This is a genomic window from Caballeronia insecticola, assembly GCF_000402035.1.
Classification (GTDB): domain Bacteria; phylum Pseudomonadota; class Gammaproteobacteria; order Burkholderiales; family Burkholderiaceae; genus Caballeronia; species Caballeronia insecticola.
On record NC_021287.1, the window covers coordinates 2491923 to 2504580 of the forward strand.

At 64.3% G+C, this 12658-nt stretch carries 14 protein-coding genes and 1 tRNA gene; 9 read left to right on the plus strand and 6 right to left on the minus strand.

Going from position 1 to position 12658, the window contains the following annotated elements; genetic code table 11:
• Window positions 1-16: 16 nt before the first annotated feature.
• The 3 genes from cgtA to rplU all read right to left on the minus strand — a co-directional run bounded on the left by cgtA (window position 17) and on the right by rplU (window position 1896).
• A complete protein-coding gene (cgtA, locus tag BRPE64_RS11490) occupies window positions 17-1111 on the minus strand; it encodes an Obg family GTPase CgtA (protein ID WP_016346296.1) in 1095 nt (364 codons plus the stop codon).
• Window positions 1112-1285: 174 nt separating this feature from the next.
• Window positions 1286-1549, minus strand: coding sequence for a 50S ribosomal protein L27 (gene rpmA / locus BRPE64_RS11495; protein ID WP_044041586.1), 264 nt, complete (start codon window positions 1547-1549; stop codon window positions 1286-1288).
• Between the two features lie 35 nt (window positions 1550-1584).
• The gene (rplU, locus tag BRPE64_RS11500) at window positions 1585-1896 is read right to left on the minus strand and encodes a 50S ribosomal protein L21 (protein ID WP_016346298.1); all 312 of its coding nucleotides are present in this window, start codon (window positions 1894-1896) and stop codon (window positions 1585-1587) included.
• 273 nt (window positions 1897-2169) lie between these two features.
• On the opposite strand from rplU, the gene BRPE64_RS11505 reads away from it, so the two are divergent.
• The 9 genes from BRPE64_RS11505 (at window position 2170) to BRPE64_RS11545 (ending at window position 9975) form a co-directional block, all read left to right on the plus strand.
• A complete protein-coding gene (locus BRPE64_RS11505; protein ID WP_044041588.1) occupies window positions 2170-3162 on the plus strand; it encodes a polyprenyl synthetase family protein in 993 nt (330 codons plus the stop codon).
• A gap of 54 nt (window positions 3163-3216) precedes the next feature.
• Window positions 3217-3293 (plus strand) — tRNA-Pro (locus tag BRPE64_RS11510).
• A gap of 142 nt (window positions 3294-3435) precedes the next feature.
• Complete coding sequence (locus BRPE64_RS11515; protein ID WP_016346300.1) at window positions 3436-4725, plus strand: HlyC/CorC family transporter; 1290 nt, start codon at window positions 3436-3438, stop codon at window positions 4723-4725.
• Between the two features lie 74 nt (window positions 4726-4799).
• On the plus strand, window positions 4800-5990 hold the full coding sequence (locus BRPE64_RS11520) for a GspE/PulE family protein (protein WP_016346301.1): 1191 nt from the start codon (window positions 4800-4802) through the stop codon (window positions 5988-5990).
• Window positions 5987-7213, plus strand: coding sequence for a type II secretion system F family protein (locus BRPE64_RS11525; RefSeq protein ID WP_016346302.1), 1227 nt, complete (start codon window positions 5987-5989; stop codon window positions 7211-7213). The genes BRPE64_RS11520 and BRPE64_RS11525 overlap by 4 nt, the downstream gene beginning before the upstream one ends.
• Window positions 7214-7244: 31 nt before the next feature.
• Entirely contained in the window at window positions 7245-8165 is a 921-nt protein-coding gene (locus tag BRPE64_RS11530) for a prepilin peptidase (RefSeq protein WP_016346303.1), read from the plus strand.
• A 16-nt stretch (window positions 8166-8181) separates the two neighbouring features.
• Entirely contained in the window at window positions 8182-8787 is a 606-nt protein-coding gene (gene coaE / locus BRPE64_RS11535) for a dephospho-CoA kinase (protein WP_016346304.1), read from the plus strand.
• Window positions 8788-8957: 170 nt separating this feature from the next.
• Window positions 8958-9713: a cell division protein ZapD gene (gene zapD, locus BRPE64_RS11540; protein WP_016346305.1), complete on the plus strand. Its 756-nt coding sequence runs from the start codon at window positions 8958-8960 to the stop codon at window positions 9711-9713.
• 70 nt (window positions 9714-9783) lie between these two features.
• Entirely contained in the window at window positions 9784-9975 is a 192-nt protein-coding gene (locus BRPE64_RS11545) for a DNA gyrase inhibitor YacG (protein WP_016346306.1), read from the plus strand.
• Between the two features lie 45 nt (window positions 9976-10020).
• Here the strand turns inward: BRPE64_RS11545 and BRPE64_RS11550 are convergent, their stop codons facing one another.
• From BRPE64_RS11550 to argJ, 3 genes are read right to left on the minus strand one after another with little or no spacing between them, the layout of a single operon-like run.
• Window positions 10021-10461: an NUDIX domain-containing protein gene (locus BRPE64_RS11550; protein ID WP_016346307.1), complete on the minus strand. Its 441-nt coding sequence runs from the start codon at window positions 10459-10461 to the stop codon at window positions 10021-10023.
• Entirely contained in the window at window positions 10458-11321 is an 864-nt protein-coding gene (locus BRPE64_RS11555; protein ID WP_016346308.1) for an ATP-binding protein, read from the minus strand. Before BRPE64_RS11555 ends, BRPE64_RS11550 begins: the two co-directional genes overlap by 4 nt.
• A 25-nt stretch (window positions 11322-11346) precedes the next feature.
• Complete coding sequence (argJ, locus tag BRPE64_RS11560) at window positions 11347-12588, minus strand: bifunctional glutamate N-acetyltransferase/amino-acid acetyltransferase ArgJ (RefSeq protein WP_016346309.1); 1242 nt, start codon at window positions 12586-12588, stop codon at window positions 11347-11349.
• Window positions 12589-12658: the final 70 nt, after the last annotated feature.

Genomic DNA, 12658 nt, shown 5'->3' on the forward strand with positions numbered 1-12658 from the left:
TCAGCGGGTCGCTTCGTTACTCGTCTTTTTGGCCGGCTGCATCGTCGCGAAAGCGCACGTCGGCGGCGAGATCTTCCGCTTCCGCTGCGCGCGATGCGTCCGAGTGCGCCGAAATGTAATCGAACACGGCGTAGCAGAGCGCTTCGCAACCCTGCCCCGTCAGCGCCGAAATCTCGAAGACCGGACCGTCCCACTCGAAACGCTCGACGAAATCTTGCACGCGCGCCTCGCGCTCGTCTTCCGGCACCATGTCGAGCTTGTTCAGCACGAGCCAGCGCGGCTTGTCGTAGAGCGACTCGTCGTACTTGCGCAGTTCGTTCACGATCGCGCGCGCTTCCGCGACCGGATCGACGTTTTCGTCGAACGGCGCCATGTCGACGAGATGCAGCAGCACGCCGGTGCGCTGCAAGTGCCGCAGAAAGCGATGCCCGAGGCCCGCCCCTTCCGCCGCGCCTTCGATCAGGCCCGGAATGTCGGCGATCACGAAGCTCTTGCTCGGCCCGACGCGCACCACGCCGAGATTCGGCGCGAGCGTCGTGAACGGGTAATCGGCGATCTTCGGCCGCGCGTTCGACACCGACGAAATGAACGTGGATTTCCCCGCGTTCGGCATGCCGAGCAGGCCGACGTCGGCGAGCACTTTCAGTTCGAGCCGCAACATGCGGCGCTCGCCCGGCTTGCCTTCGGTCTTCTGACGCGGCGCGCGGTTCGTGCTCGACTTGAAATGCAGGTTGCCGAGGCCGCCCGAGCCGCCCTGGGCGATCAGCACTTGCTGGTTGTGCTCGGTCAGATCGGCGATCAGCTCGCCCGTTTCCTGATCCGTGATGATGGTGCCGACCGGCATGCGCAACGTGATGTCGTCGCCGCCCTTGCCGTAGCAGTCGGCGCCGCGGCCGTTTTCGCCGTTGCGCGCCTGATGCTTTTTCGCGAACCGGTAGTCGATCAGCGTGTTGATGTTGCGGTCAGCGACCGCGTAGACGCTGCCGCCGCGGCCGCCGTCGCCGCCGTCCGGCCCGCCGAACGGGACGAACTTTTCGCGGCGCATCGACGCGCTGCCATCTCCTCCGTCGCCGGCGATGACTTCGATCCTCGCTTCGTCAATGAACTTCATGCGTTGCTCCGTCCCGTGTATTTACAGCTATTTTGCCGTGACCCGACGATACGGGTCACCGATATTCCTGGATTCTCCGCCGATGCGCCGCTTCTGCAATTGTGGCGCACCAACGAAAAAGGCCCCGCGAACTTCGCGGGGCCTTTCTTCGGTCCTGAAGCCCGTGCAGTGAACTTACGCTGCTGCCGGGACGACGACGACCATGTGCTTCTTGGCAGCGCCCTTGGTCACGAACTTGACGTGACCGTCAGCGAGTGCGAACAGCGTGTGATCCTTGCCGATGCCGACATTTTCACCCGGGTGCATACGCGTGCCGCGCTGGCGAACGATGATGCCGCCTGCGTTGATTGCCTGGCCGCCATAAACCTTCACGCCGAGGCGTTTCGATTCTGAGTCGCGGCCATTGCGGGAAGACCCGCCTGCTTTTTTGTGTGCCATGTGTTTAGCTCCTTAACCGATTGCTGTGCTGAACGTTAGGCGTTGATCGCGTCGATGCGCAGTTCGGTGTAGTTCTGGCGATGGCCAGCGTGCTTTTGGTAGTGCTTCCGGCGACGCATCTTGAAGATGGTCACTTTGGCATGACGACCTTGGGAAACCACGGTAGCCTTGACGGAAGCCCCACTGACCAGCGGCGTACCGAACTTAATCGATTCGCCTTCGCCTACTGCGAGAACCTGGTCGAGCGTGATTTCAGCGTCAATGTCTGCCGGTATCTGTTCTACTTTCAATTTTTCGCCAACGGCAACCTTATACTGCTTGCCGCCGGTTTTTATGACCGCGTACATTGAGAACCTCACTCAGAATTCATTTTTCCACGCACCACGCGGGGAAAACACGCGATTATACATAGGGTTACGCGCGACGTCAAAGTGCCGCGGCGTTTGCCGCGCGCGGGGGCGGACGGCGGCGTGATCGCCTCGCGAAATTCGCCGACGGGAGCCCAATTCCACACCCGATCGGCACCGAATCGACACGCTATCGGCACCGAATCGACACCCGGAGCACCCGGCGTATGTCGGATTCGCCTTATAATCCGCCGGTTACTCTACTTGCCGATCATGTCGTCCACCGCCACTTCCCCTCCCAACGCCGCCGCACTGCTCGCCCCGATTGCCGAGGACATGCAGCAGGTCAATCGCGTCATCCGGCAGCGCCTGGCATCAGAAGTGATGCTCATCAACCAGATTTCCGAGTACATCATCGGCGCGGGCGGCAAGCGGCTGCGTCCGGCGTTGCTGCTCCTGGTTTCGGGCGCGCTGGGCGACACGACCGGCCATCGGCATGAACTGGCGGCTGTCGTCGAGTTCATCCACACGGCGACGCTTCTGCACGACGACGTCGTGGACGAATCCGACCTGCGCCGCGGCCGCAAGACGGCGAATGCGCTGTTCGGCAACGCGGCGAGCGTGCTGGTCGGCGATTTCCTGTACTCGCGCTCGTTCGAAATGATGGTGAGCGTCGGCAAGATGCGCGTGATGGAGATTCTGTCGGTCGCGACCAACATCATCTCCGAAGGCGAAGTGCTGCAGTTGCTCAACATGCACGACCCGGATGTCGACGAAGCGCGCTACATGCAGGTGATCCGCTACAAGACGGCGAAGCTGTTCGAAGCGGCCGCGCAGTTGGGCGCGGTGCTCTCCGGAGCGGACGCGCGCACCGAGGCGGCGGCGGCCGAGTTCGGCCGGCGCATCGGCACGGCGTTCCAGATCATGGACGACTGGCTCGACTACACCGGCACGCCCGAATCGATGGGCAAGAACGCCGGCGACGACCTGCGCGAAGGCAAGCCCACGCTGCCGCTGATCTATCTGATGGAACACGGTACGCCGGAGCAGGCGGCGCTCGCACGCGAGGCGATCGAGCAAGGCGGCACCGACCGCTTCGACACGATCTTCCACGCAATCACCACCTCCGGCGCGCTCGATCACACGCTGGAATGCGCGCGCAAGGAAGCTCAGGCCGCGGCGAATGCGATTTCTTCGTTTCCCGATTCCATTTTCAAAGAAAGCCTGCTAGAATTATGTTCTTACTCGACGTCGAGACAGTCTTAAACGAGACTGAAGCGGCGTAAGAGTCCAGATGTAACCAAGTCATTGGTACAAATTCGGGGTGTAGCTTAGCCTGGTAGAGCGCTACGTTCGGGACGTAGAGGCCGGAGGTTCGAATCCTCTCACCCCGACCAGAATTATCGAAACCCGCATGGTCCGCCATGCGGGTTTTTTGTTTTCCGCAGTTCTGCGGCTGCGCGTTGGCCGTCCGGCCTACGGCCAGTTGCAAACCCGTCTGCTATATTCCCTCCCATCTCCGCCCCTACCAATCATCGCGTGGACAACCTTCCCTTATGGGCGCAAATTTGCGCCATTTTTCTGCTTCTGATTCTCTCCGGTTTCTTTTCCATCTCCGAAACGTCGATGATGGCGCTCAACCGCCATCGTCTGAAATTTCTGGCGAGTCAGGGATCGCTGCGCGCCCGCACAACGCAGCGCCTGCTCGGCAAAACCGATCAATTGCTCTCCGTCATCCTGATCGGCAACAACCTGATCAACACGATCATCCCGGTCCTCACCACGTCGATCGCGCTGCGCACCTTCGGTCACAACAACCTCGTCCTCTCCATCACAACGGGCGTTATCGCGTTTCTGATCATCGTGTTCGCGGAAATTGCGCCGAAAATCGTCGGCGCGACTTATCCGGAGAAGGTGGCGCTGCCCGCGAGCCTCGTGCTTGCGCCGCTCATGCGCATCGGCCGGCCGCTGATCTGGTTCGTGAATCTCTTCGCCAACGCAATTCTCGCGGCGTTGCACATCAATACAAAGAACAAGCGCGATCAGCGCATTTCGCCGGAAGAACTGCGCACTATCGTGCTCGAAACCGGCAGCTTCATGCCGACCAAGCACCGCAGCATCCTGCTCAATCTGTTCGATCTCGAAAACATCACCGTCGATGACGTGATGATCCCGCGCCGCCGAATCGAAGCGCTCGATTTCGACGCGCCGTTCGAGCAGATCCTGCATCAGCTCGAGACTTGCTATCACAACAAGCTCGTCGTGTATCAGGGCGATATCGACCGCGTGCTCGGCATCCTGCACGTGCGCAAGACGCTCTCTGCGCTGCATAACCAGGAACTCGAGCGCGACACGCTGCGCGAACTGCTCGCCGAGCCTTATTTCGTGCCGGCCGGCACGCCGGTCTTCCAGCAACTGCAGTATTTTCAGGAGAGCGGGCATCGCATTGCGATCGTGGTCGACGAGTACGGCGAATTGCAGGGGCTCATGACGCCCGAGGACATCATCGAGGAACTGATCGGCGAATTCACGACGACGATCCCGCGCGGCGCCGGTTCGCGCGGTGGCTGGGACGACAACGGTGAATGCATCGTGGCGGGCAGCATGCCGCTGCGCGAACTGAACCGCTGGCTGCATCTGACGCTGCCCACCGACGGCCCGAAGACGCTCAACGGCCTGATTCTAGAAACGCTCGAAGACATTCCGGACGGCGACGTGTCGGTGCGCATCGCCGACGTGACCTTCGAAGTCATGCGCAGCGACGATCAGGCGATCCGCACCGTGAAGATTTTCCGCCCGTCCGCGCCGGCGAAACGCGCGCTGCGTTAGCCATTCGGCCGACTGGGCGTCGCCGGCGGTCGGCGGGATGATCGGATCTTCCCGACTCCCGCAGCCCGACGCCCATGATTTCTCCCTCCCGCGACGCCTTCGACTCTTTCACGCGCGACCCTTCGTCCGATCACGAAGCGCCCGCCGTCTCGCTCCTCACCGACATCCTGCGCGAAGCCGCCGAGCGCGGCGCGTCGGATATTCACGTCGAACCCGCCGAGCACGACTGGCGCATCCGCATGCGCGTCGATGGCGTGCTGCATGCGTCGAGGCGTCCGCCGCCGCATTTGCGCGATGCCTTCGTCACGCGCATCAAGGTGCTGGCGCGCATGGACATTGCCGAGCGGCGGGTACCGCAGGACGGCAGGCTGCGTCTTAAGCTGCCGGGCGGACGAGCGGGCGACTATCGCGTCAACTCGCTGCCGACGCTGTTCGGCGAGAAGCTCGTCCTGCGACGGCTCGACACGCTCCCGCCCGATCTGTCGCTTGCCGCGCTCGGCCTCGACGACGCTCAGGGCCGCGTCGTCGAATCGGCGATACGCGCGCCGCATGGTCTCGTTCTCGTGACGGGACCGACCGGAAGCGGCAAAACGCTGTCGCTCTACTGCTTCTTGCAGATGTTGAATGCCGAAGCGCGCAACGTGTGCTCGGTGGAAGACCCCGTCGAGATCCAGCTCGCGGGCATCAATCAGGTGAGCGTGCGCGAGAAAGCCGGCCTGACTTTCGCGGTGGCGCTGCGCGCGTTCATGCGCCAGGATCCGGACATCATCATGGTCGGAGAAATTCGCGATGCCGAAACCGCGGACGTCGCCGTGAAGGCCGCGCAAACCGGCCATCTCGTGCTCTCGACGCTCCACACGAACGACGCCCCCGCCGCGATTGCGCGACTCATCGATATTGGCGTGGCGCCGTATAACCTCGCGTCGGCGTTGCGTCTCGTCACGGCACAGCGGCTTGTGCGCAAGCTGTGCGAGCACTGCCGCGCGCCATCGGCGCTGCCGTTCGGCGACGGCTTTCATCCGTTCGAGCCGCGCGGCTGTCCGGCGTGTCATGGCATTGGCTATCGGGGGCGCGTCGGCGTGCATCAACTGATGCCGGTGTCGGACGAGTTGCGCGAACTGATCGTCACACGCGCCGCCACACATGCCATTGCGCGCGCGGCGCAGGCGCAAGGCATGCCCGCGCTGCGCGATGCGGCCTTGGAGCGCGTGCGGGCGGGCGTGACGAGCGTCGCGGAAGCGGCCGAAGCCACGGAGAGCGAATGATGCGCGCCGCCACGCCGGAGTCATCGACGTCATCAGACTCGCGCTTCGCCTGGCGCGGTATGAGCGCCGACGGCAAAGAAAAGCACGGCCGGATCATCGCCGCCGATGCCGCGTCGGTGCGCGCAACGCTGCGGCGCGAAGGCGTGATCGTCGTAAGTCTCGATGCGCTCGGCGCCGCGCCGCCGCCGAAAGCCACAGCCGCCGACATCACGCTTTTCACGCGCCAGCTCGCGAGCCTTCTGCGGGCGGGCCTGCCGCTCGCGGGCGCGCTCGAGCTGATTGCTGGCAGCACGGCGCGTGGCGGTCTGCCGCGCATCGTGCGCGCGCTCGCCCGCGATATCACGCGCGGCGCGACGTTTTCAGCGGCGCTCGCGCATCATCCGGCGGCGTTCGGCGCGCTCTATTGCCAGCTCGTTTCGGTCGGCGAAGTGGCGGGCGCGCTGCCGACGGTGCTCGCGCGTCTCGCAGACGATCGCGAGCGCGGCGCCGCCCAGCGTGCCAAGCTGCGCGCCGCGCTGGCCTATCCGGTCATGGTGCTGCTGCTGTCGCTCGCGATCACAGCGGGCTTGCTGATCGGCGTCGTGCCGACCTTCAAGACGATCTTCGACGGCTTCGGTGCAGCGCTCCCCGCGCCCACGCGTTTCGTGCTCGCGTTGTCCGACGGCGTCGCGCGCTTCGGCGTGCCGTGCGCGGCGGCGTGCGCGTGCGCGGTCGTCGTCGCATGGAGATGGATGAAGCGTTCGCCCGACGCGCGCGCCAAAGCGGATCGCATCGCGCTGCGGCTGCCGCTCGCGGGGACGCTCTTGCGCTCGCTCGCGGTCGCGCGCTGGAGCCGCGCATTGGGCACGCTGTTGTCGGCCGGCACGCCGCTTTCGGACGCCTTCGACTCGCTCACGCACGCGACCGGCAACCGCGTTTTCGACGATGCGACCATCGAGATCGCGGCACGTCTGCGCAATGGCGAGCGTCTCGCCGCCGCGATGCGCGCGCTCGGCTGCTTTCCGCAAGACGTCGTGCAGCCGGTCGCGGTCGCCGAAGAATCCGGCTCGCTAGACGCGATGCTCCTCGATCTCGCCACGCTCGCCGATCGTCAGGTGGACGAGCGCATCGGCGGATTCGCGAGTCTGTGCGAGCCGATCGTCATCGTGGTGCTGGGCGCGCTCGTCGGCGGGCTCGTCATCGCGATGTATCTTCCCATCATTCAGCTCGGCAACGTGGTGTAGCATCGCGGGCCAAAGCCACCGTCAGACCATCATGCAGCCTTCGTTCGCCCCATCCGCCGCGCACTTCGCGAACCGCTATCTAACGGACTTCGCGGCGCTTCCCATCGCCGTGCAATACGGGTTCGCCATCGTGTTCGGCCTCGTGATCGGCAGCTTTCTGACCGTGGTCGTGCATCGTCTGCCGGTGATGCTCGAACGCGCGTGGCGTTCCGAAGTGGAAGCGGCCACGCCCGACGCACTCGATACGCCAAAGCCCGCCGCCGATTCCTATCCCGAGCGCTTCAATCTCGCAGTGCCGCGCAGCGCCTGCCCGCATTGCAAGCACGTGCTGCGCGCGTGGGAGAACATTCCGGTCTTGAGCTATCTCGCGTTGCGCGGGCGCTGCTCGGCGTGCGGCGCGCACGTAAGCGCACGCTATCCTCTGACGGAACTCGCGACGGGCGCGCTCGCCGCGCTGTCGCTCTACGCATATGGTCCGGGCTGGGCCGCGCTCGCCGCGTTCGGCCTGTGTGCGACCTTGCTGGCCGCGGCGCTGATCGACTACGACACGCGTTATTTACCCGACATACTGACGTTACCGCTGCTCTGGGCGGGCCTCATCGTCAATTTCGGCGAAGGCGGATTCGCGACGCTGCACGATGCGGTGACCGGCGCGATCGCCGGCTATCTGTTCCTGTGGTGCGTGTACTGGCTCTTCAAGCTCGTGCGCGGCGTGGAAGGCATGGGCTACGGCGACTTCAAGTTGCTCGCCGCCATCGGCGCGTGGCTCGGCTGGGCGGCGCTCGCGCAAGTCGTGCTGATCGCGGCGGTCACGGGCGCGGTGTTCGGCATCGTCGCGACGTGGCGCAAACGCATGCGCTTCGAAGAACCGCTGCCGTTCGGGCCGTTTCTGGCGGCGGGCGGCGCGCTCACCCTGTTCGTCGGCACGCCGCTATACGCATTGTTCGGATGATCGAAGGGAGCAACGGATGTTCAGCATTGGTCTCACCGGCGGAATCGGCAGCGGCAAGAGCACGGTCGCGAATCTGTTCGCGTCGCGCGGGGTGCCGCTGATCGACACGGACCTGATCGCGCATCGCATCACCGCGCCGGGCGGCGTCGCGATGCCGCTCATCGCCCGCGAATTCGGCGCGGACTTCGTGGCGCCGGACGGTTCGCTCGACCGCGCGAAAATGCGCACGCTCGTATTCGCCGACGACACCGCTAAAGCGCGCCTCGAAGGCATCGTGCATCCGCTGATCCGGGCCGAAACGGAACGCCAGCGGCTTGCGGCTGGGGGCGCCTATCACATCGTCGTGGTGCCGTTGCTGGTGGAGTCGGGTGAATGGTCGACGCGCGTGTCGCGCGTGCTCGTCGTGGATTGTCCGGTCGAGACGCAGATCACGCGCGTCATGCGCCGCAACGGCTTCGCGCGCGAACAGGTGCTTGCGATCATTGCGAAGCAGGCCACGCGGGAAGCGCGCCTGGCCGCCGCCGACGACATCGTTCTCAACGACGAATCCGCCACGCTCGATACATTGGCCCGGCATGTCGATGCGCTGCATGAGCGCTATCTCGCGCTGGCAGCGGCGTGACTTCCGCGTAAGCGCCTGAGTTGCCGAAATCGCCCGAAAGTTCCCGTTTTTCCACGAAAAGACGTGGACTGCAAACCGATTTTGCCCCGATTTGCTAGGGTGAGGATGCGGCATTAGAATGTGCTCACTTCCGCTATGGAAGCAACCGACCCACGCCGAGGCGAGCGCGCTTGATCCTTTACGAGTATCCCTTCAACGAGCGCATCCGGACGCTGCTGCGACTCGAGGACCTGTTCGAGCGCTTCACGTTCTTTCTGACGCAGGAAGACGCGCGAGAGCATCACGTCGCGCTCACGACGCTCTTTGAGATTGCGGAAGTCGCCGGCCGTACGGATCTCAAGGCCGATCTCATGAAGGAACTGGAGCGGCAGCGGCAGACGCTTGCGCCGTTTCGCGGCAATCCGGGGATCGAACAGGAAGCGCTCGAAGCTGTGCTCGGCGAGATCGAACAAACGCTGACAGGCCTCACCGAGATGCACGGCAAAACCGGTCAGCATCTCGCCGACAACGAATGGCTCGCGAGCATTCGCAGCCGCACGATCATTCCCGGCGGAACGTGCAAATTCGATCTGCCGTCGTATTACGCGTGGCAGCAGTTGCCGGTGGAGGAGCGTCGTCAGGACATCGCCAAATGGGTCATGCCGATGCTCGCGCTGCGCGACGCTGCCGCCATCGTCCTGCGGCTCGCGCGTGAATCCGGCCAGGCGTCGAAAGTCATGGCGATGCAGGGCAGCTATCAGCAGATGCTCTCGGGCCGCACGTATCAGCTGATGCAGGTGCGGGTTTCGCCCGACACGCGCATCATTCCGGAAGCGAGCGCGAACAAATACATGCTGTGGGTGCGTTTCACGGTGCAGGACGGCGATCTGAAGCCGCGCGCAGTCGATGTGGACGTGCCCTTTCATCTGACGCTTTGCAGCCTTTGAACCGAAGCGGCCGGCCCCATATGGATCGGATATCCATCAACGCCGGCGCATATTGTCCCGCCTCACCGTTATGACCACTGTCGTCAAATGCCCCACCTGCAGCAAGGAAGTCCGCTGGGTTCCTGAAAACCGCTTTCGCCCGTTCTGCTCCGAGCGCTGCAAGCAGATCGATCTGGGCGCCTGGGCCACGGAAAAATACAAGATCGCGGGCAATTCGCAGGAAACGCCGCCGGACGAAGACCAGCACGGCGGCCTTAACTGAACGCGTTCTGAACGCGTTTTTTTAGCCTTTCGCGTGACTGCGTAACTATTCGCGCTCTTCCTCTTCGAGCCATTCAAGCACCGGAATGGCCGCCGGCAAGAGCGGCGCGACTTCCACAGGCAAGGTCTGCCACGCGATCGCCTGCCCTTCGCGCCCGAGCGGCGCGCCCCGCCACTCCGTCACCTTGCAGAAAAACAGACGCACGTACGCGTGCGGATAGTCGTGTTCGAGCGTACGCCAAAGCTGGCACGCAATGACGTCGATGCCCAGTTCCTCGTGCAGTTCCCGTCCGAGCGCCGCCTCGATGCTCTCGCCCGGCTCCAGCTTGCCGCCCGGAAATTCCCAATAGCCTTCGTACGGCTTGCCTTCCGGGCGCTGCGCGAGCAGATAGCGCCCGTCAGGCTGCACCATCACGCCGACGGCCACTTCCGTCACCTTGCGGCCGTCGGGCGCGCGTTCCGTTCTATCGTCGGGCGCGGCGCTCATTGCCTGCGTCCCGACCAGTCGCGCGCAAATTGCCACGCCACGCGGCCCGAGCGCGAGCCGCGTTCGAGCGCCCACACGAGTGCATCGCCGCGGGCGCTTTCGACCGTGGCGTCGTCGCAGCCGAAGTGTTTCAGCCAGTGACCGACGATCGTCAGATAGTCGTCCTGCTTGAACGGATAGAAGCTGACCCAAAGGCCGAAACGCTCGGACAGCGAGATTTTCTCTTCGACCACTTCGCCCGGATGAATCTCGCCGTCGGACGTGTGCTTGTACGTCTCGTTGTCGCTCATGTACTCGGGCAACAGATGACGGCGGTTCGACGTCGCGTAGATCAGCACGTTGTCCGACTGCGCCGCGACCGAGCCGTCGAGCGCGACCTTCAGCGCCTTGTAGCCCGATTCGCCCTCTTCGAACGAGAGATCGTCGCAGAAAACGATAAAGCGCTCCGGCCGCGCCGAAATCAGATCGACGATGTCGCCGAGATCGTGCAGATCGTCCTTGTCGACTTCGATGAGCCGCAGTCCGTCCTTCGCATACGCGTTCAGGCACGCCTTGATCAGCGACGACTTGCCCGTGCCGCGCGCGCCCGTCAACAGCACGTTGTTCGCGGGCAGCTTCTTCACGAACTGCAGCGTGTTCTGCTGGATCAGGCTTTTTTGCCGGTCGATGTTCTGCAGATCGTCGAGCGAGATATCGGAGATGGCCGTCACCGGCTGCAGAAAGCCGCGACCCTGACGCGTGCGCCAGCGAAACGCGACCGCGGATTCCCAGGCGATATCCGGCGCCGCGGGCGGCAGCATGCCTTCGATGCGCGCGAGCACTGCTTCGGCGCGCGTGAGAAATTGTTCGAGTTTGTCCATGTTCGTGTCGTGGCGCGCCGCCCGCTCAGGAGCGATAGTCCGCGTTGATGCTCACGTAGTCGTGCGAGAGATCGCAGGTCCAGATGGTCGCCGCCGCATTGCCGCGGCCGAGCAGCACGCGAATCGCGATCTCGCTCTTCTTCATCACGCGCTGGCCGTCTTCCTCTTTGTACTCGGGATTGCGTCCGCCCGCTTTCGCGACCAGCACGTCGTCGAGATAGAGATCGATCTTGCCGACGTCGAGATCCGTCACGCCCGCATAGCCGATCGCCGCGAGAATGCGGCCGAGGTTCGGGTCCGACGCGTAGAACGCCGTCTTAACGAGCGGCGAATGGCCGATCGCGTAGGCGATCTGGCGGCACTCCGCCGCGTCCTTGCCGCCCTCGACCGTGATGGTCATGAACTTGGTCGCGCCTTCGCCGTCGCGCACGATGAGCTGCGCCAGTTCCTGCGCCACTTCGGTCACGACGTCGCGCAACGCGGCATACGCAGGCGAATTCGTGGACGTGATCGCGGGCAGGCTCGACTTGCCCGATGCAATCAGGATGAACGAATCGTTGGTCGAGGTATCGCCGTCGATCGTAATGCAGTTGAACGAGCGATCCGCCACGTGCTTCACCAGTTCGTCGAGCACGGGTTGCGCGACGGTGGCGTCGAAGGCGAGGAAGCCGAGCATCGTCGCCATGTTCGGGCGGATCATGCCCGCGCCCTTGCTGATGCCCGACAGCGTGACCACGTGCCCGTCGATCGTCACGCGGCGCGACGCCGCCTTCGGCAGCGTGTCGGTCGTCATGATGGCCTGCGCGGCGTCGAACCAGTGCGCGGCCTTCTGATTTGCCAGCGCCGCGGGCAGGCCGGCCTTCAGGCGGTCGATCGGCAGCGGCTCGAGAATCACGCCGGTCGAGAACGGCAGGATCTGCTGCGCATCGACGCCCGCCAGACGTGCCAGCTCGGCGCAAGTCGCGCGCGCGTGCGCCATGCCCGGCTCGCCCGTGCCCGCGTTGGCGTTGCCGGTGTTCACGACGAGCGCGCGGATGCCCTTGCCGCCCTTGCTCACCGCCGCGAGATGCTCGCGGCACACCGTGACGGGCGCGGCGCAGAAGCGGTTCTGCGTGAAGGCGCCCGCGACGCTTGCGCCTTCATCGACGCGAATGACGAGCACGTCCTTGCGATTGGGCTTGCGAATATTCGCCTCGGCCCAGCCTAGCGTGACGCCGGCGACGGGATGAAGCGCTGCGGGATCGATCGAGGGAAAGTTGACGGCCATGTTCGCGTCTCGCTGATGTTGGCTGATGGTGCCTGATCGTGCCGGGCGCCCCGGCACGGGATGGAAGACT